Source organism: Streptomyces sp. NPDC029836 (genome assembly GCF_055574495.1).
On sequence record NZ_JBVHZI010000004.1, the window covers coordinates 372337 to 394510 of the forward strand.

Annotated in this window: 21 protein-coding genes; 5 read left to right on the forward strand and 16 right to left on the reverse strand. The window is 72.8% G+C overall.

The window, feature by feature from the left end; all coding sequences use genetic code 11:
- The first annotated feature begins 60 nt into the window (after window positions 1–60).
- Window positions 61–1884, forward strand: coding sequence for an aspartate--tRNA ligase (aspS, locus tag ACZ4XJ_RS15395; RefSeq protein WP_362875241.1), 1824 nt, complete (start codon window positions 61–63; stop codon window positions 1882–1884).
- Between the two features lie 79 nt (window positions 1885–1963).
- Here aspS and ACZ4XJ_RS15400 read toward each other — a convergent pair whose 3' ends face one another.
- Entirely contained in the window at window positions 1964–3655 is a 1692-nt protein-coding gene (locus tag ACZ4XJ_RS15400) for a VWA domain-containing protein (RefSeq protein WP_468496446.1), read from the reverse strand.
- Between the two features lie 294 nt (window positions 3656–3949).
- Between ACZ4XJ_RS15400 and ACZ4XJ_RS15405 the strand changes: the two genes are divergently transcribed.
- Entirely contained in the window at window positions 3950–6025 is a 2076-nt protein-coding gene (locus ACZ4XJ_RS15405) for a PhoX family protein (protein ID WP_468496447.1), read from the forward strand.
- 72 nt (window positions 6026–6097) lie between these two features.
- Here ACZ4XJ_RS15405 and ACZ4XJ_RS15410 read toward each other — a convergent pair whose 3' ends face one another.
- The 4 genes from ACZ4XJ_RS15410 to ACZ4XJ_RS15425 all read right to left on the reverse strand — a co-directional run bounded on the left by ACZ4XJ_RS15410 (window position 6098) and on the right by ACZ4XJ_RS15425 (window position 11309).
- Window positions 6098–7357 carry a sensor histidine kinase gene (locus ACZ4XJ_RS15410; protein ID WP_468496448.1) on the reverse strand — a complete coding sequence of 420 codons (1260 nt, stop codon included), beginning with the start codon at window positions 7355–7357 and terminating at the stop codon, window positions 6098–6100.
- Complete coding sequence (locus ACZ4XJ_RS15415) at window positions 7345–8055, reverse strand: hypothetical protein (RefSeq protein WP_362875245.1); 711 nt, start codon at window positions 8053–8055, stop codon at window positions 7345–7347. Before ACZ4XJ_RS15415 ends, ACZ4XJ_RS15410 begins: the two co-directional genes overlap by 13 nt.
- Before the next feature lie 357 nt (window positions 8056–8412).
- Window positions 8413–10410, reverse strand: a complete 1998-nt coding sequence (locus ACZ4XJ_RS15420) for an FUSC family protein (RefSeq protein WP_468496449.1) — start codon at window positions 10408–10410, stop codon at window positions 8413–8415.
- A gap of 71 nt (window positions 10411–10481) precedes the next feature.
- On the reverse strand, window positions 10482–11309 hold the full coding sequence (locus ACZ4XJ_RS15425; RefSeq protein WP_468496450.1) for a hypothetical protein: 828 nt from the start codon (window positions 11307–11309) through the stop codon (window positions 10482–10484).
- Window positions 11310–11504: 195 nt separating this feature from the next.
- Here ACZ4XJ_RS15425 and ACZ4XJ_RS15430 point away from each other — a divergent pair, with 195 nt between their 5' ends.
- A complete protein-coding gene (locus ACZ4XJ_RS15430; RefSeq protein WP_362875248.1) occupies window positions 11505–11915 on the forward strand; it encodes a hypothetical protein in 411 nt (136 codons plus the stop codon).
- Between the two features lie 209 nt (window positions 11916–12124).
- On the opposite strand, the gene ACZ4XJ_RS15435 is transcribed toward ACZ4XJ_RS15430, so the two are convergent.
- The 6 genes from ACZ4XJ_RS15435 to ACZ4XJ_RS15460 all read right to left on the reverse strand — a co-directional run bounded on the left by ACZ4XJ_RS15435 (window position 12125) and on the right by ACZ4XJ_RS15460 (window position 15491).
- A complete protein-coding gene (locus ACZ4XJ_RS15435; RefSeq protein ID WP_362875249.1) occupies window positions 12125–12301 on the reverse strand; it encodes a hypothetical protein in 177 nt (58 codons plus the stop codon).
- 57 nt (window positions 12302–12358) lie between these two features.
- Window positions 12359–12709 (reverse strand): hypothetical protein, encoded by a 351-nt coding sequence (locus ACZ4XJ_RS15440; protein WP_468496451.1) that lies wholly within the window; start codon window positions 12707–12709, stop codon window positions 12359–12361.
- Window positions 12710–12945: 236 nt separating this feature from the next.
- Window positions 12946–14037: a PucR family transcriptional regulator gene (locus ACZ4XJ_RS15445; protein ID WP_362875251.1), complete on the reverse strand. Its 1092-nt coding sequence runs from the start codon at window positions 14035–14037 to the stop codon at window positions 12946–12948.
- Window positions 14038–14088: 51 nt separating this feature from the next.
- A complete protein-coding gene (locus ACZ4XJ_RS15450) occupies window positions 14089–14334 on the reverse strand; it encodes a hypothetical protein (protein ID WP_468496452.1) in 246 nt (81 codons plus the stop codon).
- 87 nt (window positions 14335–14421) lie between these two features.
- The gene (locus ACZ4XJ_RS15455) at window positions 14422–15177 is read right to left on the reverse strand and encodes a CbtA family protein (RefSeq protein ID WP_468496453.1); all 756 of its coding nucleotides are present in this window, start codon (window positions 15175–15177) and stop codon (window positions 14422–14424) included.
- A gap of 98 nt (window positions 15178–15275) precedes the next feature.
- Window positions 15276–15491, reverse strand: a complete 216-nt coding sequence (locus ACZ4XJ_RS15460) for a CbtB domain-containing protein (protein ID WP_468496454.1) — start codon at window positions 15489–15491, stop codon at window positions 15276–15278.
- Window positions 15492–15730: 239 nt separating this feature from the next.
- Between ACZ4XJ_RS15460 and ACZ4XJ_RS15465 the strand changes: the two genes are divergently transcribed.
- Entirely contained in the window at window positions 15731–16201 is a 471-nt protein-coding gene (locus ACZ4XJ_RS15465) for a histidine phosphatase family protein (RefSeq protein ID WP_468496455.1), read from the forward strand.
- A gap of 138 nt (window positions 16202–16339) precedes the next feature.
- On the opposite strand, the gene pucL is transcribed toward ACZ4XJ_RS15465, so the two are convergent.
- Both pucL and ACZ4XJ_RS15475 read right to left on the reverse strand, forming a co-directional pair.
- Window positions 16340–17257 (reverse strand): factor-independent urate hydroxylase, encoded by a 918-nt coding sequence (gene pucL / locus ACZ4XJ_RS15470; protein ID WP_362875255.1) that lies wholly within the window; start codon window positions 17255–17257, stop codon window positions 16340–16342.
- Window positions 17258–17539: 282 nt separating this feature from the next.
- Window positions 17540–18889, reverse strand: coding sequence for an aminotransferase class III-fold pyridoxal phosphate-dependent enzyme (locus ACZ4XJ_RS15475; RefSeq protein WP_468496456.1), 1350 nt, complete (start codon window positions 18887–18889; stop codon window positions 17540–17542).
- 304 nt (window positions 18890–19193) lie between these two features.
- On the opposite strand from ACZ4XJ_RS15475, the gene ACZ4XJ_RS15480 reads away from it, so the two are divergent.
- The gene (locus ACZ4XJ_RS15480) at window positions 19194–19613 is read left to right on the forward strand and encodes an ATP-binding protein (protein WP_468496457.1); all 420 of its coding nucleotides are present in this window, start codon (window positions 19194–19196) and stop codon (window positions 19611–19613) included.
- 61 nt (window positions 19614–19674) lie between these two features.
- Here ACZ4XJ_RS15480 and ACZ4XJ_RS15485 read toward each other — a convergent pair whose 3' ends face one another.
- From ACZ4XJ_RS15485 to ACZ4XJ_RS15495, 3 genes are all read right to left on the reverse strand, one after another.
- Window positions 19675–20472 (reverse strand): SigB/SigF/SigG family RNA polymerase sigma factor, encoded by a 798-nt coding sequence (locus ACZ4XJ_RS15485; RefSeq protein ID WP_362875258.1) that lies wholly within the window; start codon window positions 20470–20472, stop codon window positions 19675–19677.
- A 188-nt stretch (window positions 20473–20660) separates the two neighbouring features.
- On the reverse strand, window positions 20661–21536 hold the full coding sequence (locus ACZ4XJ_RS15490) for a PaaX family transcriptional regulator C-terminal domain-containing protein (protein ID WP_468496458.1): 876 nt from the start codon (window positions 21534–21536) through the stop codon (window positions 20661–20663).
- Complete coding sequence (locus tag ACZ4XJ_RS15495; RefSeq protein WP_468496459.1) at window positions 21533–22141, reverse strand: GNAT family N-acetyltransferase; 609 nt, start codon at window positions 22139–22141, stop codon at window positions 21533–21535. Before ACZ4XJ_RS15495 ends, ACZ4XJ_RS15490 begins: the two co-directional genes overlap by 4 nt.
- Window positions 22142–22174 lie beyond the last annotated feature (33 nt).

The following is a 22174-nucleotide window of genomic DNA, read 5'->3' on the forward strand; positions in this document are numbered from 1 at the left end:
CCGGGCGGTAACCTGGGGACGGTTGAATCCTCCCTGGTATCGCGTAGAACTGGATGACTGATGCATCGGTACAGGTCCCACACGTGCGGCGAGCTCCGTGCTTCCGACGTCGCCTCCGACGTCCGGCTGAGCGGTTGGCTCCACAATCGTCGAGACCTGGGCGGCATCCTCTTCATCGATCTGCGGGACCACTACGGCATCACGCAGCTCGTCGCCCGTCCCGGCACCGCCGCGAACGAGGCGCTGAGCAGCGTCACCAAGGAGACCGTCGTCCGCATCGACGGCAAGGTCGTCTCCCGCGGCGCCGACAACGTGAACCCCGAGCTCTCCACCGGTGAGGTCGAGGTCGAGGTCACCGCCGTCGAGGTGCTCGGCGCGTCCGCCCCGCTGCCCTTCACCATCAACACCGATGACGGGGTGAACGAGGAGCGCCGCCTGGAGTACCGCTTCCTCGACCTGCGCCGCGAGCGCATGCACCGCAACATCATGCTGCGCTCGGCCGTCATCGCGTCGATCCGCTCGAAGATGGTGGCGCTCGGCTTCAACGAGATGGCGACCCCGATCCTCACGGCGACCTCCCCCGAGGGCGCCCGTGACTTCGTCGTCCCGTCCCGCCTGAACCCGGGCAAGTTCTACGCCCTGCCGCAGGCTCCGCAGCAGTTCAAGCAGCTGCTGATGATCTCCGGCTTCGACCGGTACTTCCAGATCGCGCCCTGCTTCCGCGACGAGGACGCCCGCGCCGACCGCTCGCCGGGCGAGTTCTACCAGCTCGACGTGGAGATGTCCTTCGTCGAGCAGGAGGACGTCTTCCAGCCGATCGAGCGCCTGATGACCGAGATCTTCACGGAGTTCGGCAACGGCCGCGAGGTCACCTCGCCCTTCCCGCGGATCCCGTTCCGCGAGTCGATGCTCAAGTACGGCAACGACAAGCCCGACCTGCGCTCCAAGCTGGAGCTCGTCGACATCACCGACGTGTTCGAGGGCTCGGAGTTCAAGGCGTTCGCCGGCAAGCACGTGCGCGCGCTGGCCGTCCCGGACGTCGCCGCCCAGCCCCGCAAGTTCTTCGACGGCCTCGGCGAGTACGCGATCTCGCTGGGCGCCAAGGGCCTGGCCTGGGTCCGCGTCGGCGAGGAGGGCGCCCTGACCGGCCCCATCGCCAAGTTCCTCACCGAGGAGAACGTCAAGGTCCTCACCGAGCGCCTCGGCCTCGCGGCCGGCCACGCGGTGTTCTTCGGCGCCGGCGAGTTCGACGAGGTCTCCAAGATCATGTCGGGCGTCCGCGTCGAGGCGGCCAAGCGCGCGGGCCAGTTCGAGGAGAACGTCTTCCGCTTCTGCTGGATCGTCGACTTCCCGATGTACGAGAAGGACGAGGAGACCGGCAAGATCGACTTCTCCCACAACCCGTTCTCCATGCCGCAGGGCGGCATGAAGGACCTGGAGGAGAAGGACCCGCTCGACATCCTGGCCTGGCAGTACGACATCGTCTGCAACGGCATCGAGCTGTCCTCCGGCGCCATCCGCAACCACGAGCCCGAGGTCATGCTGAAGGCCTTCGAGATCGCCGGTTACGAGGCCGAGACCGTCGAGCGCGAGTTCGCGGGCATGCTGCGCGCGTTCCGCCTCGGCGCCCCGCCGCACGGTGGCATCGCCCCGGGCGTCGACCGCATCGTGATGCTGCTGGCCGACGAGCCGAACATCCGCGAGACCATCGCGTTCCCGCTCAACGGCAACGCCCAGGACCTGATGATGGGCGCACCGACGGTGCTGGAGGAGGCCCGCCTGCGCGAGCTGAACATCGCGCTGCGCAAGCCGGTCGAGACCAAGACCTCGGAGCGTCCCGTCTCCGACGCGGTCATCCCGGACGCGGGCTCCCCGCGCGGCTGAACCCCGTGACGCGCGAAGGCGGCGCCCCCTCCGTCGGGAGGGGGCGCCGCCTTCGTTCGTTCGGGTGCCGCCGCCGCTGCTAGAAGCCGTCGAGCAGGCCCTTGAGGAGCGTGGCCGGGGGCAGTGCGGCGGGCGCGGGGCCGGCGTGGAAGAAGCCGGCGTTCCCGGCGTCCAGCCGACGCAGGAAGTCGAACGCCTTCGAGTCGAGGTCACCGAACGCGACGAACTGCCAGCGGACGTCCGGAGCGGCCGTCGCGGCGTCCACGAGGGCCTGCCGGGCGGGCTGACGGTTGTCGGGGGCGCCGTCCGTCTGGAAGAGGACCAGGGCCGGGCCCTCGCCGCCGTCCTTCTGGTACCGCTCCAGGACGGCCTCGACGGCCGCGTGGTAGCTGGTGCGGCCCATCCGACCGAGCTCGGAGTGCCGGGCCTCGACCCAGCTCGCGCCGTGCGCGTCCAGGGTCAGGTCGGCGGTGCCGTCCACCTCCGTGGAGAAGAACACCGTGTGGACGGTGGCCCGCTCGTCGAGGTGCGCGGCCAGCGCGAGGGCGTGGTCGGCGAGGTGCTGGGCACTGCCGTCCTTGTAGAACCCGCGCATCGAGCCGGAACGGTCCAGTACGAGGTACACCTTGGCCCGCGCCCCGACCCTCCCCTTGCCGCGCAGCACCTGGCCGGCGGCCTTGTACGCCCCGCTCACCCCGGGTGCCCGCCGCCGCACCGTCGCGGCCGCGACGGCGGCTGCTGCTGCTACGGGCACGGCCTCGGGGGCCACGGGCTCCGCCACGGGGGCGGGGATCCCGGGAGCGACCTCGGCCACTGCGGGCTCGGTCACCACGGGTTCCGGCGCGGGTTCCGCCGTGGGTTCCGCTTCGGGCTCGGATTCGGCGTCCGCGTCGGCGGTGACCACAGCGGCCGCGGGCAGCGGCTCCGGCTCGGGCTCCGCTTCCACCGGAGAGGTGGCGGGCACGGGCGCCTCGGCCTCGGGGGCTACTACCGCGATCGGGGCCGGTACGACCGAAGCGGCCTCGGGAGCGACTTCTGCTTCCGATTCCGGTTCCGCTTCCGGTTCCGAGGCGACCGCCGCGACGGCCGGTACCGCGACGGCCGGTGCCACGGCGGCCGCTTCGGCCTCGGGCACGACCTCGACCACCGCAGCGGCCCGCACGTCGGCTTCGGCTTCGACGCCGGCCGGGGCCTGCGCGACAGGTGCCTCGACCGCGGAGGCGGAGTCCTCGGCCACGGCCGGTACGGCCGCCTCGGCCTCGGGCTCCACGCCGGTCGGGGGCTGAACCCCGGCCACGGCGACGGGCTCGGCAGCCGGCTCGGCATCGGCCTTCACGACCGTCGGCGCCTCCGCCACGGTGACGGGCTCAGCGACGGGCTCGGCAGCCGGCTCGGCAGCCGGCTCCGCGACCGCGGCCGGGGGCTCCTTCGCCTCCTGACCCGCCGGGCTCGCCCCGCCCGTCGGGGTCGCCGTCGGGCCCTCGCCGCCGCCCTGCGGCGACTGCGGGGTCACCGGGCGGCGCGCCTCCGGGACCGTCGGGTCCGTGGCGGGCACGGGGGCGGTCATGACCGTCCCCGGCTCGCGGTCCCGCGGCGCCGGCTGCGGCGGCACCGTCGGGTTGTCGAAGGACGCCGCCACCAACTCGGCGGCCACGTCCAGCGGGGTGCGTTCCGTCTGGCTTGGAAGGGCCGCCGAAGGGGCGTCCGACGTCTCCGGAACCGGTTCCGCAGACCGTCCGAACACCTTGCGCAACAAGCTCCGAATACCCATGGGCCAGGCCTTTCGCATGAGTGTGTGAGTCATTTGTCCGTGCTGCGCGGATGATCCCTGCCCAGAGTGGACACGTAAGGTTATCGGCCGTCCGGCTGGATCTTCGGCAGGGTCGCCTTTCGTGGCGCCCGACTGTCCGGGCAAACGTGCCCGCGGCCGAACTGCCCCCCCGCCGTGCCGGGTTCATCCGGCGTTCATCCCAGCGCCGCCGCATCGGCGCAACCCGGGCCTAGCGTCACGGCTGGATTCGTTCCGACACGTTGTCGGCACCGTGCACCTTCCGGAGGACACCTCGTGCGCAAGCTCCTGCCGCTCATCGGCAACCCGCATGGGAGCGGCCGTTCCGCTCTCACCTGCCGCTACCGCTGCGGCGACGCATGTTTCCACGAGGTGCCCAACAAGAGCGACAACGAGTACGTCGGCGACGTCATCGCCCGTGCCTACTCCCGTCGCTCGATGCTGCGCTCCGCCGCGGTCGTGACGGTGGCGACCGCCGCCGGCACCGCGGTCACCCTCGGCGGCAACGGCGGCCAGAGCGCCAACGCCACCCCCGTCACCGAGGCCCAGCGCGGCGGCGAGGCCGCTCGCGGCCTGCGCTTCGCGTCGGTCGCGCCGAACACCGACGACAAGGTCACGGTTCCCGGCGGCTACGAGCAGAACGTCGTCATCCGTTGGGGCGAGCCGATCGTCAAGGGCGCTCCGGGCTTCAACGCCGACAAGCAAACCGCCGCCGCCCAGGCCGGTCAGTTCGGCTACAACAACGACTTCCTGAGCCTGCTCCCGCTCGGTGGTGACTACGAGCGCCAGCAGCTCCTCGTGGCCAACCACGAGTACACCGACGAGATCCTCATGTTCAAGGGCTACGACCCGGCGAACCCGACGCGCGAGCAGGTCGAGATCGCCTGGGCCGCGCACGGCCTGTCCGTGGTCGTCGTCCAGGAGGACCACCGCAGCGGCAAGCTGACCGCGGTCACCCGCCACCAGCTCAACCGTCGCCTGCACACCAAGAGCGAGTTCCGCATGACCGGCCCGGCGGCCGGCGGCGCGCTCCTGAAGACCTCCGTGGACCCGACCGGTACGAAGGTCCTGGGCACGCTCAACAACTGCGCGGGTGGCACCACCCCGTGGGGCACCACCCTGCACGGCGAGGAGAACTTCAACCAGTACTTCGCCAACGCCGGCCAGGTCACCGACCCCACCGCGGCCGCCCGCCTGAAGCGCTACGGCGTGACCTCGGGCGCCACCGAGCGCAAGTGGGAGCGGTTCGACAAGCGCTTCGACGTGGCGCAGGAGCCCAACGAGTCCCACCGCTTCGGTTGGGTCGTCGAGCTGGATCCGTACGACCCGAACTCCGTGCCGCGCAAGCGCACCGCGCTCGGCCGCTTCAAGCACGAGGCCGCCCAGCCCCGCCTGACCGAGGACGGCCGTCCGGTCGTCTACATGGGCGACGACGAGCGCTTCGACTACTTCTACAAGTTCGTCTCGTCGAAGCAGATGAAGAAGGGCAACTCGCGCGCGGCCAAGGAGCACAACCTGACGCTGCTCGACGAGGGCACCCTGTACGTCGCCAAGCTGACCGGTGACTCCTCGGTCGAGCAGTTCGACGGTTCGGGCAAGCTGCCCGCCGACGGCGAGTTCGACGGTTCCGGCATCTGGATCAAGCTCGCCACCGGCAACGTCTCGCACGTCGAGGGCATGACGGCCGAAGAGGTCTACGTCTTCACGCGGCTGGCCGCAGACAAGGTCGGCGCGACCAAGATGGACCGCCCCGAGGACGTCGAGCCGTCCCCGCGCACCGGCCGCGTCTACGTCGCGCTGACCAACAACACGGACCGTGGCAAGCCCGGCAAGGAGGGCGCCACCGAGTCCAACCCGCGCAACCTGAACAAGCACGGCCAGATCCTGGAGCTCGCCGAGAACTTCGACGACCCGGCCGGCGACGGCTTCGCGTGGCGGCTGTTCCTGGTCGCGGGCGACCCGAACGACCCGTCGACCTACTTCGCCGGTTTCCCGAAGGACAAGGTCAGCCCGATCTCCTGCCCGGACAACGTGGCGTTCGACCCGCACGGCAACCTGTGGATCTCCACGGACGGCAACCAGCTCGGCTCCCACGACGGTCTGTTCGGCGTCGCGACCACCGGTGACCGCCGGGGTGAGCTGAAGCAGTTCCTCACCGTGCCGCGCGGCGCGGAGACCTGTGGCCCGATCATCCAGGACAAGCGGGTCCTCGTCGCGGTCCAGCACCCGGGTGAGATCGACGGCGCGTCCGTCGAGAAGCCGCAGTCGGTGTGGCCCGACGGACCGGGCAGGATCGTCCGTCCTTCCGTGGTCTCGGTGTGGCGCAAGGACGGCCGCAACATCGGCGTCTGACGACCCGAGTTGCGCCATTGATCGGGGCCGTGTTTCACGTGAAACACGGCCCCGACCCGGTCGACCGCCCCCTCAACTGTCGGGCGTCAAAAGCCCCACCGGCAGCCGGAGCGTGCTCACGGCGCCCCCGTCGGGGGCGTTGGAGAAGGTCAGCGACACGTCCAGGACGGCCGCCTGACCGGCGGCGATCGTCAGCCCCAGCCCGTGGCCGCGCCCGCGCCCGGGGTCCCCGGTGCGGAAGCGCCGCGGACCCTGCTCGATCAGTTCGGCCGGGTAGCCGGCCCCGTGGTCGCGGATCACCACGACCGGCCCCTCGACCGTGACCTCGATCGGCGGCCGCCCGTGTTTGTGGGCGTTGACCAGCAGGTTGCTGACGATCCGGTCCAGCCGTCGCCGGTCGGTGAGCACCACCGCGTCCCGTACCACCTCCACCGACGCGGCCAGTCCGGTCCCGGCGACGGCCCGCCGGACGGCCCGGCCGAGGTCGATGCGCGCCAGTTCCGCCCGCTCCACCCCGGAGTCGAGCCGGGAGATCTCCAACAGGTCCTCGGTCAGCAGGTGCAGGGCCTTGAGGCGGTCGTTGATCATCTCCTTGGGGCGTCCCTCCGGCAGCAGGGCGGCGGCGGCCAGCGAACCGGTCAGCGGGGTGCGCAGCTCGTGCGCGACGTCGGCCGTGAACCTCTTCTCGGCCTCCAGCCGTGCTTGCAGGGACGAGGCCATCAGATCCAGCGCCTGCGCCACGTCCCGGACCTCGTCGCGATCGCCGGCCCGGCGGGGGTCGGAGCGGCGCGTGGGGAAACCCACCCGGGCGTCCAGGTCCCCGCCGCTGATCCGGCGGGCGACGGCCGCCGTCCGGGCGAGCCGGCGGCTGATCCGGTCGGCGAGGAACAGGCCGGCCAGGGCCACCACGCCGGCGGCGAGCGCCGAGGAGGCGAGGATCGCGGTGTCGATGTCGCGGAGCCGCTCGCGCGTCCCCTCGTACGGGATCCACACCGCGAGGGCCTTCCGGTCGGCGGGCCCGGCCCCCCACATGACGGGTTCGCCCCGGTACTCGCCGACCATGCTGCCGGTCTGTCCGCGCGCGACGAGCCGGCGCAGCGGCGCGGGCAGGGCGGGCGGGTCCAGGGCGACCGCGATGTCACCGTGCGCGGTGCCGTACTCGTAGTGGCCGAGGGCGTGGTCGAGGTCCCGGTAGACGTCCTTGCGGACCTCGCCGGAGATCTGCTCGGCGACCACGTTGTGCACCAGCACGCCCAGTACGGCGGCGACCGCGCAGCACACGAGCGTGGTGGTCAGCGCGATCTTCCAGCGCAGGCTGCTCAGCGCGCGCATCGCGCCCCGTCCTCGCCGAGGGGGGCCTTCGCGAGCGCGGAGCACTCGTCGAGGGTCAGCTGCGACAGGTTCATGATCCCGGCGTCCGGGTCCCACACGTAGTCGGAGACGGAGATGTACTCGGGGTTCGAGGTGGGCTCACGCACCGCGAGGTGCTCGGCGGCCACCTCCACCCCCTCCAGGACCGCGCGGCGCGACAGGATCCGGGCGACGCTGCCGTCGTCGCGGACGGTATAGACGCGCAGTTCGCTCAGCCGGCCGTCGATGTCGAGGGCGGTGATCAGCTCGTCCTTGCCGTTGCCCGTCACGTCGTGCAGGACGGGGGGCCGCACGGGACAGTCCGGACCGCCGTCCACAGCCTGTGTGCAGAGCGTCAGCCGCTGGGCCGCCCGCGGGTCGACGAGCCGGCCCGTGCCGCCGTCCTGGGCGGTGGCGGCGGTGACGTCGGCCCGTACGACGTCCACCGCGTTCACGCCGCGCATGCTGCCGGTGGTCACCTCGGGCAGCCCCGGCACGACGGCGGCCGCGCCCGGCTCCTGCCCCGGGCCAAGGGGATCGGGCCGGATCTCCCGCCACAGGCTCTGCGGGGCGTGCACGGTCCCGAAGTCGCCGGCGCTCTGCAACCCCTCCACGTCGGCACACCCGGCACACCACACGACGACCCCCACCCACCACCCCCGCCGCACCGAGTCCCTCATACCTCGATGCTCCCCCCACCCCAGCCCCCGGGCCCGAACAATGACCCATTGGAGCGACCCCCCAACACGACTCACGCACAGACCGACCCGAGGCCCGCCCCCCCCCGCATCTCCGCCCCACCCCCGGCGAACCTGAACCGGACGGTGCCACCGGTCGGGGCCGGGGACGGGGTGGGGTGTCGTCCGGGACCAAAACGTGATTTGTTGGCGCGCGGTGCCGCCCGACGAATCCACCCCGGACAGGGCGCCATAAATCATGCCCGTCCCGGACGACACCCCACCCCGGCACGGGCCCCGACCCCACCCGCAGCCCCCACCCGCAGCCCCGGCCCCACCCCCACCCCCACCCGGCCAGGGCTACCGCACAGGCTGCGCAATCGCCCGAGCCGCCGCCACCTCCTGGTGCACCGGCGCCAGCACGCTCGACGCGTCCGCCGCCGGCGGCACCACCACCCGGACCGGCGTCACACTGCTGCGGACCCCCTCGGCGAGCCCTCGCAGCTCCCGCGCGATCCGTTCGACCTCCTCCGCGGCAGGCGGCACCGCCCCGTGGTTCACCCGCACCCGCGCAGCCGTCGTCGCGTCGACGATCCGCTCCACCGCCACCACCAACGGCCACCACGCCGCCGCCCGCGCCCCCGTCGGCGGCGGCTCCGTCAACGCCCGCTGGAACTCGCTCCGCACCCCGGACAGGTCCCGATAGATCCGCCGCCGCGCCTGCAACCGCGCCTGCCGAGCCACCCGCACCCCCGCCTCGTCCGCGACCGGCGCGAAGCACCGCTCCACGTACCGCGCCGCATCGTCCACGCAGTCGGCCAACCGGTCCCCGAGCCGGGTCCGCCAGCTCTCCGGCCACAGCAGGTACCCGGCCAGCAGCGTGATCGCGCACCCGATCAGACTGTCCAGCAGCCGCGGCCGGATCAGGTCGAACCCCTGGTGGTTGAGCAGGTCGGACAGCAACAGGATGACCGGCGTGATCGCCGCCGTCTGGAACGCGTACCCCTTCGCCGAGAACGCCGGGATCAGCGCGGCGAGCGCGAACATCACCGGCACGTCCCACCACCCGCGAGGCACCTCCGCGAGCACCGCCGCCGCGAGCACCAACCCCGCCGCCGTACCCAGCGCCCGCAGCAACGCCCGGGAGAACACCGACCCGAAGTCCGGCTTGAGGACGAAGGTGACGGTCAGCGCCACCCAGTACGAGCGCTCGACCTCGATCAGCGAGACCAGCGACTGGGCGAGCCCGATGCACAGCGCGAGCCGCAGCCCGTACCGCCAGGACGCCGAGGAGAACATCATGTCGCGCACCGCCCGCCGCGCCCGCACCCGCAGCGCGGCGGGCCGGCCGAGCCGGTCGTCGACGTTGTGGGTCTCCGGCTCGGCGAGGTGCACGATGGCCGCCGCGTGCCGCAGCGCGGCGTCGACGGCCCGTTCGGACTGGCTGTGCGGGGCGGGCAGCACGAGGACGTGGGCCCCGGTGCGCCCCTCCTCCACCGCGTCGGCCAGCTCGCGGACGGCCGCCGGCACCTCGGGCGGCAACGGCCGACGCCGCAGGTGCGCGGCCGGGGCCGCTTCCACGAGCGGGATGAGCACGTTCAGCTGGGCGAGCATCCGTACCAGCGACGGGCTGCGCCCGTGGACGCGGGCACGCCGACCCAGGACCAGGTCGTAGGCGTGGTTCAGGGCCAGGGTGAGTCCGCGGCGGGCGTCCTCGTACGCGGACCCGGGCCCGCCCGCCGCTTCGAGGCCGTCGGCGAGGGCCCGGTACGCGGCGGCGACGGCCGCCCGCTCCGGTCGGCGGCCGCGCAGGGGCCAGCCGAGCAGGGTGAGCGCGAGGACGAACAGCCCGCCCGCCGCGAGCAGCAGCGGCGCGATCCACCAGGGCCGGGGCATCGGCAGCCCCGCGCCGACGACGGCGTTGAGCAGGAGCAGCAGCCCGGACACCGAGGCGACGGTGCCGATCGAGGAGATCATGCCGGAGACGAGGGCGATCAGGGTGAGGACGCCGACGGCGAGCCAGCCGTGCCCGAACACGAGGGTGCCCAGGGCCACTCCGACGGCGCCGAAGAGCTGCGGGACGGCGATGTTGAGGACCCGCATCCGGTAGGCGTCGGCGGTGTCGCCGATCACCCCGGAGAGGGCGCCCATGGAGACGAGCGCACCGTACTCGGGCTCGTCCAGGGCGAAGCCGACGGCCAGCGGGACGGAGAGGGCGACGCCCGCGCGCAGGACCGCGGCCCACGGGACGGGCGCGGCCGTCGGCCGCAGGCCCGCGAGCAGCCAGGCGGGGGGTGCCAGGGGGTTCGTCCGGTCCCGGCCGGGGGGTATGTGGTCGGTGCGTCGTTCGGTGGTCATTCCGCTTCCGTGTCGCCGCTCGCGAATCGGTTCTTCTGGGGAGTTTCGCGGAGGATGGGTACCTTCCGAGCTTATGGGGTGCGGCGGAGTCGGCCGGCCAGCCAGGCGCCGAGCGCCGCGGCGAGGCCGACGGCGAGCACGACCCAGGCGGTGGTCCGCAGGTAGGCGGTGAGCGCGTCGTAGACCGCGGCGGCGGCGGGCCGGTCGACGTCGGTCGGCAGGTCGTCGAGGGCGAGCCGGCGGCACAGGGTCACCGTGATCCACAGCAGTCCGGCCCCGACGGCGAGCCCGAGCCCGGTGGCGAGGACGGCGCGCCGGCGCCGCACGGCGACGGCGATGGCCGCCGCGGCCAGCGCCAGGGTCAGCAGGGGCAGCCAGACTCCCGCGATCTGGAGCATGTGGAAGCCCTTCCGGAGCGCGCCGAGGTTGTCGTACTCCATGACCTTCACGGACAGGTGGGTTTCCGGGATGCGGTCGGCGAAGGGCACGCCGTCCCCGACCAGTTCGCTCTTGACCTGGGCGATCACGGGGGCGAGGTCGATGGTGAGGGCGTCGCCGTGGCCGGTGGTGAGGGCGTCGAGGAAGGCCGCGTGGGCGGCGCGGTTCGCGGCGTCCCAGGCCGTCCGGTAGGCGGGGGTGCCGGCGAAGGAGCGCAGGGCCTCCCCGATCAGTTCGTCGACCGTGTCCTGGAAGGGGCCGGCGTCGATCTGACCAGCGAGGGCGCGGCCCGCCTGGGTGACGACGACTCCCTGGACGGCGGGGTCATCGGCGAGCGGGGACATCGCCGCGGTGTACCGGTCGGCGTTCCCCAACTCGTGATCGGCCCAGTACGCGACGGCGCTCGCGGGCACGAGCAGGGTCACGAGGACGATGAGGGCCGCCGACAGGAAGGTGCGCACGTCACCAGGGAAAGGCGGGGCGCGCGGCGGCGCCACCGCTGCTGCTGCGACCGGGTGGGACCGGCCGGCGGTCCCGGCCCGTCCACGGCCGGGGCCGGGCCCCGCCCGCGTCCTCACCCACCGCCGGGACGGGTGATCCACTTGCCGGGCGGGGGTGGCGGGTGTGCTCTGGAGGATGGAAGAGAGGAGCCCGTCATGGCACATGCGGCACCTACCGTCTCCCGGCGGCGCCGACCGGCGAGGTCGGCCGACGCACACCACGCGAGCAGGAGCGCGCTGCTCCGCCCGTTGCTGGCCGGCCTCGTCTACGGGGTGTGGGCGGCGTTCATCAAGCGCCAGATGGGCCCGGTCGACGCGGGCAACGTCTTCTACGGGATCCTGTGCGGAGTCCTCTTCGCCGCGATCATGTTCGCCCTGGCCCGGGTGGGTCCCCGGCTGAGGCGCGAGGTGCACGCCGCCGCGTACGGCGTCTTCGGCGGTGTCGCCGCCGGCTACCTGCACAGCCTGACCAACGAATCGGTGCTCCGCGCGACCGGTGTCGGGTTGGCGGTCGGCGTGGGCGTGGGGCTCGTGGCGTTCTACCGCTACTACACGCGAGAACCCTGACCGGACCCGCGCGGACCTCGGCCCCCGAATCGTCCTTTCGACGGACGCCTGCTCGGCCGCGCGCACGAAGCGGTGCGCGCCACCGCGGCCGGACACTGGGGGCGGCGCCGGTTCCCTGCCCGTGGTCGAACCTCACGTGACCACTGCTGCATGCCGAGGGCATGGGAACCGGCGCCACCCCGTGTCCTGTCCGGGCGTGTCCCCGGGCGCTACGCGGCCGTGTCGGGCGTTCCCGCCCCCACGGCCGCCGGGTGTTCGCTCTCGGCCTCGGGCTCGGTGGTCACGGCCTGCGGCGCGGGGCGTTCCGGCGTGCGGGCCGGCGGGGTGAAGCGGGCCGCCTCGGCGCGGAGCATGGCGTTCAGAGCGGCGTACGGGTCGATGGGCATGGCGGAACCTCACGGTGTTCGAAGGGGGTGTGGGGGTCGCTCTGCTGCTCGGTCCGCTCAGCAGCGCAGGACCACACTCCGTACGACGATCAGTGAGGTGACCGGCCCGGCAGGTTCGTACGAGGTCACGCGGGAGGGCGAGCCCGGGTGTTTCACGTGAAACACCCTCGGGGGCAGCTGCCGTACGGACGGCAGCGCGCGGGTCGGGGCCCGCAGGGCGGCCCGGGCCTCGGGGTCCGAGGCCGGATCCGACTGCCCCTCGGTGGGTTCGACCGGGGCGGACGATGCGGGCCGGATCTCGGCGACCGTCGCGGCCGCCGGACCGGCACCGAACAGGCACAACAGCACGACGCATGCCACTGTCAGGGCCCTGGCCGCCACTGTCCGTGCGAATCGCGCACCGCTCATGCCCCGCTTTGTGCCCCGACACACCGGTGAACTCCCCACCGGAGCCCCAGAAGCCCCCGACCGGAGGACGAAGACCCCTCCGTCGGCAGACAGACGACCGCGCGCACCCGCCCCAGGGCCCGAACCGGCCCACCCCCGAACCCGCCCCACCCCCGGAGCCGGCCGGCACCCCGACCGGCCGGCCCCCGCGCCGCCCGGGAGCCGGGGCCGGGGCCGAGGTCCGCTCCGGCAGCCCCCTAGAACGCCTGGGCCGGCCAGTCCAGCAACCGGGCCCCGATCGCCGCCGTCTGGAGGGTGTAGCGGTCCACCGGATCCCCGGGGTCGGAGCCCGTCAGCCGATGGATCCGCTCCAGCCGGTACGTCAGCGCCCGCACGCTCAGGCTCAGCCGCCGGGCCGCCTCGGCCGCCACGCATCCGGAGTCGAAGTACACGGTGAGCGTGTCGAGCAGGGGCCCGGCCCCGCCCCGGCCCGCCTGGAGCGGGCCCAGCACGCTGAGCACCAGGTCGGCCATCGCGGCCCGGTCCCGGGCCAGCACGGGGAAGACCAGCAGGTCGGCCGAGCGCAGCACCGGCCCTTCGAGGCCGAGCCGGTCCGCGAGGTCGAGGGCGCCGAGGGCTTCCTCGTACGAGGTCACGACCCCGCCCGCGCCCGGATGGGGCCGGCCGATGCCGACGAGGCCGTGGGTGGCGGCCGTCGCGTAGGCCTGCTTGGCGAAGTGGGCCAGGACGTCGTCCTGGTCGCCGGGGGCCACGCAGATCAGCATCCCGTCCTTGGTGGCGAGGAGGAAGGTCCGGTTGCCGAACCGCCCGGTCAGGGCAAGGTCCACCTGCCGGATCGCCGGGCCCGTGTCCTCGTACGTCTCGGGGCCCCGGGCGACCGCGACGGCGTGCTCGTGGGACAGGTGCAGGCCGAAGCGGGCGGCGCGTTCGCTGAGCCGGCCGAGGTCGCTGCGTCCGAGCAGCAGGTCGTCGATGAACTCGCGCCGCGCGGCCTCCTCCTGGCGGATCGCCAGGCGCTGCGCCCGCTCGTGCCCCTCGGCGAAGGCGTCGACGGTCTGTTCCACCGCCGCCAGCAGGTGGTTCGGGGTGAGCCGGCCGCCGAGCACCGTCCGGGTGGCGGCGAGATGGGCGCCGACCAGGCCGCGCAGCCCGTACCCGGCTTCGGCCGCCTTCTCGCCGAGCGCCCGACGGGCGTCCAGTTCGTCCCGTCCGGGGCGCCGACCGGTCGCCGCGACGCCTTCCAGGATCCGTACGTACCCGCTCAGGTACTCCTCGGGTATGTCCTGCCCTGACGTCACACCAGCCCCCGCGTTCGTTCGAAACCCCATTCTCACCCGCCGGCCGGTGGCCTCGGGGTCGCCCCGGGGAGAGCGCACGGCTCACACCACGACGAAAACCACCGCCGCCGCCCCCATCAGGGCGGCGGCGAGGTGCATGGCGGAGTGGCCGTGGTCGCCGTACCAGAGCTGGCGGGCGAGGCCGCCGAGCGCGGCCAGGACGGTGATGACGCCGATCTGGGCGAGCAGGGTGACGGCCGTGAAGGGGGCGAGGAGCAGGAGTAACGAGTTCAGCCAGAACGGCGTGGCGCCGGACCAACCCCGCCATTCCCAGATCGCGGCATGCATGTCCCGGCTCCCACCCTCAACACGTTCGGCACGCGCGCTCAGGCATCCGTCGCACCAACCGCACCACGGGTGTCACGCGTGACTTCCTCAACTCATCGGCTGTACAGCCTCCTTGGCAGTGGCGGCGGGGGCAAGAGCGCGGTCGACCAGAAAAGCGAAGACCAGACCGAAGGTGGCCCACAGGGTGGTCTGGATGGCGAGCGAGGCCAGCCTGAACTCCCAGATCAGCGCGGCCGGGAAACCATCCGGCACCTCGTTGACGCCGGGCAGCAGGGCGTACGACAGGGCGACGGCCGCGACGAAGGCGAGCGAACCGACGACCGAGGCGTTCCAGTTGCCGAGCCGGGACGCCAGGCGCCGGCCCAGGAGCAGCGCGCCCGCCGCGAGGAGCGCGCTCAGGGCGATCATCAGCAGATGGAGGGCGGTGCGTCGGGCGGCGGTGTCGGGATCCCCGACGGCCGGCGGGTTGGCGGGGTACTTCAGGAACGGCACCAGCGTCACGGTGACGAAGAGGGCGCCGGTGACCAGGGCGGACGTGGCCCGGGGCCCGAAGCGGCCGACGCGGCCGAGCGCGAAGCAGAAGACGAGCGCGGCGATGCCGCCGAGGGCGACGGCGAACAGCAGCACGCCGGTGCCCAGGCCGGCCGTGGCCTGGAGGGCCCGGCTGACCGGGGGTTCGTCGCCGTGGTCGTGGCCGACGGCGGCGCCGGCCTCTTCGATGGCGATCGCCGCGTCCACCTTGGACTCACCGAGGAGGTAGGCGACGAGGAAGGCGGCGACACCGGCCAACAGGCCGGCGAGCATGCCCCGGACGAGCAGGACACGGGGGGAGACGGTGTTCACATGGGTTCCCTTGCGCGGATGCGGACGTCACGAATACGCACGTCGCGAACGCGAACGCGAACGCGGGCATCGCGAACGCGGACGAGCGGTCGGCGGGATCAGTGGCAGGGGAAACCGAGGAGGTGACGCCCGTCGTGCAGCCACTCGTGGATCGTCTCGCCCTCGAAGAGGGCCGTGGCGCCCTGCTCGACGCCGACGAAGTACAGCAGCACCAGGGTCAGTACGCCCGCGAAGACGGCCCAGGGGGCCAGCGTGGAGAGGGAGATGGGGGTGATGGCGGCGGGAGCCGTCGTGGGCACGGCGGAGTGGGCCATGGCAGAACCTCCTGGGGAACACGCGTCCCGGTCAGTGGTGCTCGCGACGAAGGCGGCGGGTCTGACTTCCCTGCCCGGCGTACGGGAGCGGGTTCACAGTGGCGCGACCGTGCCGGATTCTCACCGTGCTTCCGTCGTACCTTCGTCATGTCGTCCGAGAACGTACCGCGCGGGTGGATCGAGCGCCACGGCGCACGCACACCGTCCCGCGCCCTGGTCCCGAGCCCTACGCTCCCCCCATGTCGTCCGTACGCCTGCACCTGACCACCCCGCCGCTCGAACCCGACGCCGGCCGGGCCCGGTTCGGGTACGGGGACCCCTGCCCCGGCCACGAGGGCCTGGCGGGACCCGCGACGGGGGCGTGGGCGGGCCGCACCCTCGACGAGGTCGCCGCCGAGGACCCCGAGGCCGTCCGGCGCTGGCTGACCGACCCGGAGTACGCGCCGCCGGGCGGCGGGGAGTCGGTGACCGCGCTGATCGCCCGCACGGGGGCCCACCTGGCCGCGCTGGTCCCCGGCACGCACCGCGCGGTCGCCGCGCAGGCCGTCGTACGGGCGGCCGTGGTCGCGGCGCTTGAACTGCCGCCGGCCGCCTTCTGGCGGCTCGACGTCCGACCGGCGACGGTCACCACCCTCAGCGGCCGCGCGGGCCGCTGGAACCTGCTGCTGGGCGCGCCGGAAGCGGAGCCGCCCGCCGCGGAGCCCGCGTAGGACGGCTCGACCGCCCGGGACGGCTGGACCGCCCGGGACGGCTCGACCGCCCGGCACAGTACGACGGCCCGGACCCCGCGACGCGGTCCGGGCCGTACCGACGGCGCTGCCAGGTGGTCACCCGGCCGGCCGGAGGAGTCAGGCGACGATCCAGTCGGACGTCGCGATCACCGGCTGCACGCCGTCACGGTGGATGGTGCCCTCGATGAGGCCGTACATCCGGTCCGCCGCGAAGTACACCTCGTTGTCGTTCTTGAGGCCGAAGGGCTCCAGGTCGACGAGGAAGTGGTGCTTGTTGGGGAGGTTCAGCCGGACCTCGTTGACCTTCGGGCAGTTGTCGAGCACCCGCTCGGCCATCTGGTTCAGCGTCTGCTGGAGCGAGTACGAGTAGGTCTCGGCGAAGGCTTCCAGCATGTGCTTGCGGACCTTCTTGTACGACCGGTCCCAGTCGTACTCCGGGTCGTCGGCGGCGAGCGCGGAATGCGCCCAGCGCGAGGTGACCTTGGTCGCCAGGATGCGGTCGTACGCCTCCTGCAGGGTCGTGTACTTGTCCTTGATGTAGCCGTGGAACTCGGAGTTCGTCGAGTTCATCACCGTCAGGTCCTTGAGGCCCGAGATGACCTGGAGGCCGCTGGTCTCGCTGTAGGTGATCTGCGCGGTGCGCACTTCCTGGCCCTTGAGGACGAAGGAGTGCTGCTCCTTGCGCGTCGGGACCGGGATCCGCTCCCAGGCGTACTCCTCGATGCGGATCTGTGCCCCGCGGATCGGCTGCTGCGAGGAGACGAAGTGCTTGGCGAGCAGGATGCCGAAGGCCTCGGGGGAGGCGATGCCGTGCTCCTTGCCGAAGGCGTACACCGTGTTCTTGGTGGTGTCGGTCGGCAGGCAGTTGGCGTTGTCGCCGGTCAGGTGGACGTCGCGGAACTCACCGCGGAGCGCGACCGAGACGTTGAGGTCGCGGATCTCGTGCCAGGAACCGTCGCTGCCCTTGCGGGTGACCTTGACGATGCGGTTCTCGGCCTTGCCGTACTGGTTCTGGGCCAGGACGTGCTTGCTCATGCTGTCTTCCTTCGGGTCTCGGGAACACGGAGTCCGGTTTTCTGGATCCCGTACGCCCGGCGTCCAGCGCCCGCCCGCGAAGGACGTCCCGCTCCCCGCCGTTCGGCCCGGAGGGGCCGCCCCGGGACTGACGTGCATCCCGGTCCGTAGGTGCTTGGGCCCGCAATGTGTCGCTCGTTGCGGTTCCTGCACGGATTGCAGCATGTGTACGACGGTTCAACCACCGTACGAATCATCCGAACACCAGCACCCACGGGTTGGGCGACCCTACAATTTCGCAGGTCAGGCCGTATGCGCGTCGGCCACGGTCAGCGCCTCGTCGAGGATCGCGAGGCCCTTCGCGACGTCCTGCGCGGAGATGTTGCAGGGCGGGGCGATGTGGATCCGGTTGCCGGCGATCAGCGGCCACAGGCCGCCCATCTTGCAGGCCGCCCCGAACTCCGCCATCGGCGCGTTGTCGCCGCCGGAGGCGTTGTACGGGACGAGCGGCTCGCGCGTCTCCCGGTCGCGGACGAGTTCCAGGGCCCAGAAGGTGCCCGCGCCCCGGACCTCGCCGACCGAGGGGTGCCGCTCGGCGAGCGCCCGCAGGCCCGGGCCCAGCAGCTCCGAGCCGGTCCGGGCGGACTGCTCGACGATGCCCTCCTCCACCATCGTGTTGACCGTGGCGACGGCCGCGGCGCAGGCCAGGACGTGTCCCGAGTACGTCAGACCGCCCGGGTAGGGCCGACGGGCGAAGGTCTCGGCGATGGCGGCGGAGATGGCGACCCCGCCGAGGGGCACGTAGCCGCTGGTGATGCCCTTGGCGAAGCAGAGGAGGTCGGGGATGACGTCCCAGTGGTCGGCGGCGAACCACGTCCCGGTGCGGCCGAAGCCGACCATGATCTCGTCGAGGATGAACACGATCCCGTAGCGGTCGCAGAGCGCGCGGACGCCGGCGAGGTAGCCGGGCGGCGGGACGAGCACGCCGGGGGCGCCGCCGACGGTCTCCAGGATGATCGCGGCGATGGACTGCGGGCCCTCGAAGACGATGGTGTCCTCCAGGTGGCGCAGGGCGCGCTCGCTCTCCTCGGTCTCGTTCGCCGAGTGGAACGGCGAGCGGTACAGGAAGGGCCCCCAGAAGTGCACGACGCCGGCGGTCGCGCCGTCGTTGCCGAAGCGGCGGGCGTCGCCGGTCAGGTTGATCGCCGTGGAGGTGGCGCCGTGGTACGAGCGGTACGCGGACAGCACCTTGGGCCGGCCGGTGTGCAGCCGGGCCATCCGTACGGCGTTCTCGACGGCCTCGGCGCCCGCGTTCGTGAAGAAGATCTTGTCGAGGTCGCCCGGGGTGCGTTCGGCGATCAACCGGGCCGCTTCCGAGCGGACGTCCACGGCGAAGCCGGGGGCGACGGTGCACAGCTTGCCGGCCTGCTCGGCGATGGCGGCGGCCACCTTGGGGTGCTGGTAGCCGATGTTGGTGTAGACGAGCGCGCTGGAGAAGTCGAGGTAGCGGTTGCCCTGGTAGTCCCAGAAGTAGGAGCCCTCGGCTCCGGCCACGGCGAGCGGGTCGATGAGCTCCTGCGCCGACCAGGAATGGAAGACGTGCTTCCGGTCGGCGTCTTTCACGGTGGCGAGAGCGTCGGCTGCTGCGTTCATATATCGAGGGTAGTTGTCCAGGATGTGGACCCCGGGGCGATTGCGGCCCGGCGCGGCCGGAGAACGGTGACGGCGCGGGCGGGCCCGGATCGACGCGGTCGCCCGCGCGGCCGCGCGAAGCCGTCACGGGGCCTGCGGCGTGTCCCGTTCGTACCGACTTGGGGCCCGTTTTCGGGCTCCATTTCTGCCGGGGGCCGGTACGCCGTATGTTCCGGTCGTGTCCAGGTGGGGGAAAGAATGGGATTGTCCGAGGCAGGGCCGGGTAGGTGCGGCGCCGAGGGGCAGGTCGGAGACGGGAGAGCCTGTGGCTGAGCAGACGCGGAGGCTCGTCCTGGGCGGCGCGACGACCGGGGTGGTCACCCGATGCCGGGACTTCACCCGGCGCGCACTCGATGACTGGCAGTGGCCGCCGTACGCGGAGGAAACCGAGGACGCGCTCCTCCTGGTGTCCGAGGCCGTGACGAACGCCTGCCTGCACGCGGGCGGACCCCGGGAACTGGTCCTGCGCCACGGCCCGGGCCGACTGCGGGTCGAGGTCAGCGACGACAGCCCCGAACCGCCGAGCCCCCGGCCGGCCGAGAGCCGCTCGCGGCCCGGCGGGCACGGGCTCGTGCTGCTGGGACGCCTCGCGAAGGGCTGGGGTTGGGAACCCTCGGCGGACGGCCGGGCCGGCAAGACGGTCTGGCTGGAGGTCACGGCACCGCAGGCGGCACCCGAGGCGTAACCGCAAGGACGCCCGCCCCCGAGCGGGGGCGGGCGTCCTTGTCGGCGCGGTGGGCGCGGCCTCAGGCGTCCGTGAGGAGGCCGGAGCGCAGACGGTTCAAGGTGCGGTTCAGCAACCGGGACACGTGCATCTGGGACAGTCCCAGCCGGGCGCCGATCTCGGACTGCGTGAGCTCCTGCCCGAACCTCAGCGTCAGCAGCGCCCGCTCCCGGTCCGGCAGGCCGGCCAGGATCGGTTTGAGGGACTCCAGGCACTCGATGGTGTCGTACGCGGCCTCCTCCTCGCCGAGCGAGGCCCGCTCGGCGACCGGGTCGCGCTCGGTGTCCTCGGGCGCCGGCGCGTCCAGCGAGCGGGCGGAGTAGGCGCGGGCCGCCTTCTGGCCCTCCGAGAACTCCTCCGGCGTGACGTGCAGCTGCTCGGCCATCTCGGCGTCCGTGGGTTCACGGCCGAGGTCCTGTTCGAGGGCGTCATGCGCCTTGGCGGAGTCGATGCGCAGCTCTTGGAGCCGGCGGGGCACCTTCACCGCCCAGCTGGTGTCCCGGAAGAACCGCTTGATCTCGCCGGTGATCGTCGGCATCGCGAAGGTGGTGAACTCGACCCCTCGGTCGGGGTCGAACCGGTTGATCGCCTTGATCAGCCCGATCGTGCCGACCTGGATGATGTCCTCCATCGGCTCGCTGCGGCCGCGGAAGCGCCGGGCGGCGTACTTCACGAGGCTCAGGTTCAACTCGACGAGGGTGTTGCGGACGTACGAGTACTCGGACGACCCCTCCTGAAGCGTGGCCAACCTGCGGAACAGGGCCACCGAGAGGGATCGGGCCTCGTGCGTGGCGACGTCGGTGAGGTCGGTGTGGTCCATCACTCTGCGCTCCTCCGAGGGGGTTGTCCCGGATCGGGGCCCGTGGGTGTACTGGGCTGCCATCCAGGTGGATATACCCGGATCAAACGCGACATACCCGCATGTTTCTTCGAAGGTGGGGCCGGTTTCACGTGAAACACGGCCCTGACCAGCGAAGGAGCGCACGAAGGAGCGCACGAAGAAGCGACTCACCCGGGATCGGCCACCGCCTCGGCGTACAGCCGGAAGAGGCGTGGGCCGTCCGGCGCCGTCGCCGACCGCAGCCGGGACCAGGCCGCTGCCGCCGCCGCGCGGCCGGTCGCTCCTGGCCAGGGGGCGGGCAGCAGCTCGGGCGGCAGCAGCGGATCCGGGCCCATGGCCTCGGAGAAGGCCGCTGCCAGGGTCACCGCGTGGGCGAGGCCGTCCCCCGGGCCTTCGGCGAAGGCGCGCAGGGTCTCGTACCGCCGCGCGATCGCGTCCAGCGGCCACAGTCGCGCCGCGAGCTCCACCGGAGCGGCGATCCCGCCCACCACGAGGTCCCGACTGGTCAGGCAGGTCAGCCCGGCGGTGACGCCCAGCTCCGCCGCGCGGGCCCGTACGTAGGGGCCGACCTCGTTCGGGGTGGCGTACAGCCCGCCCTGGACAGGAGCCGCCCCGAGGGAGGTCAGGGTGTCCCGCAGCGCGTCCCTGGCGCCCCGTACCGCCTCCGGGACGGCGAACGCGAACAGGTGCCAGGTCCCGTCCCACGGCTCCAGCCCCGCGTCCTGCCGGTAGGCGTGCCGGACGAACTCCACCTCCGGGACCAGGGGCAGGCCGGCCGCCCCCGCCGTGCCCGTGAGTCGCAGGACGCCCCGTCGGCCCCGGCCCTCCTGGGTGAAGCGCCCCTCGGCGGTGAGCCGCTTCACGCACAACCGGACCTGCTGATCGCTCATGCCGAGCGCGCCGGCGACCTCGTAGAGCTCCCCGGCGTCCACGGAGCCGTCCTCGCGGACCAGGGCGTGCACCACCAGTCGGGTGGGGATCGCCGGCGCCTGCGCGGGGGCCTCGGGAGCGTCCTTCGGCTCCGCCGGGCGTGTCGTGCTCATCGGGTCGCCACCGCCTTGTGCATCGTCGTCACCGCTCCGAACCCCAGGACGTCCCGCAGCCACGGAGTGCGCCGCACCTGGACGGGCCGGAAGCCGCGCCGCTCGTACAGGGCGCGGGCGCGCGGGTTCTCGGCGATCACGTCCAGCCGGATCCGTCGGCAACCCTGCTCGACCGCCACCTCTTCGACCCCGTCGAGGAGCAACCCGCCGATGCCGCGCCCCCGCGCCGCGGGGTCCACCGCGATGCCGTCCATGACCAGCTCGCCGCGGGCCGGGGTGCGCTCCAGCAGGGCCAGCAGGAACACCCGGTACAGGCCCCTGACCTGCCCGTACCGCGCCCTGACGGCCGCCGCGTCGCCGCCGACGAGGCCGCGCCCGGCGAGCTGGTAGCCGGCCACGCCCAGGACCCCGCCGGCCTCGTCCACCGCCGTGAGGGCGCGGTCCCGGTGCAGGTGGGAGGCGATGAACCGGCGCCCCTCCGGGGCGGGGCCCAGGGCCGCGCCCAGCTTCCGGCCGAAGGCCTCCCAGTACAGCTCGGCCACCCGCTCCTCGGCGCCCTCGGGCACCCCGCGCCGCACTTCGATGCGTCCGCTCCCGTTCGTCATGAGGACAAGCCTAGTACGTTCATTGACGTTACG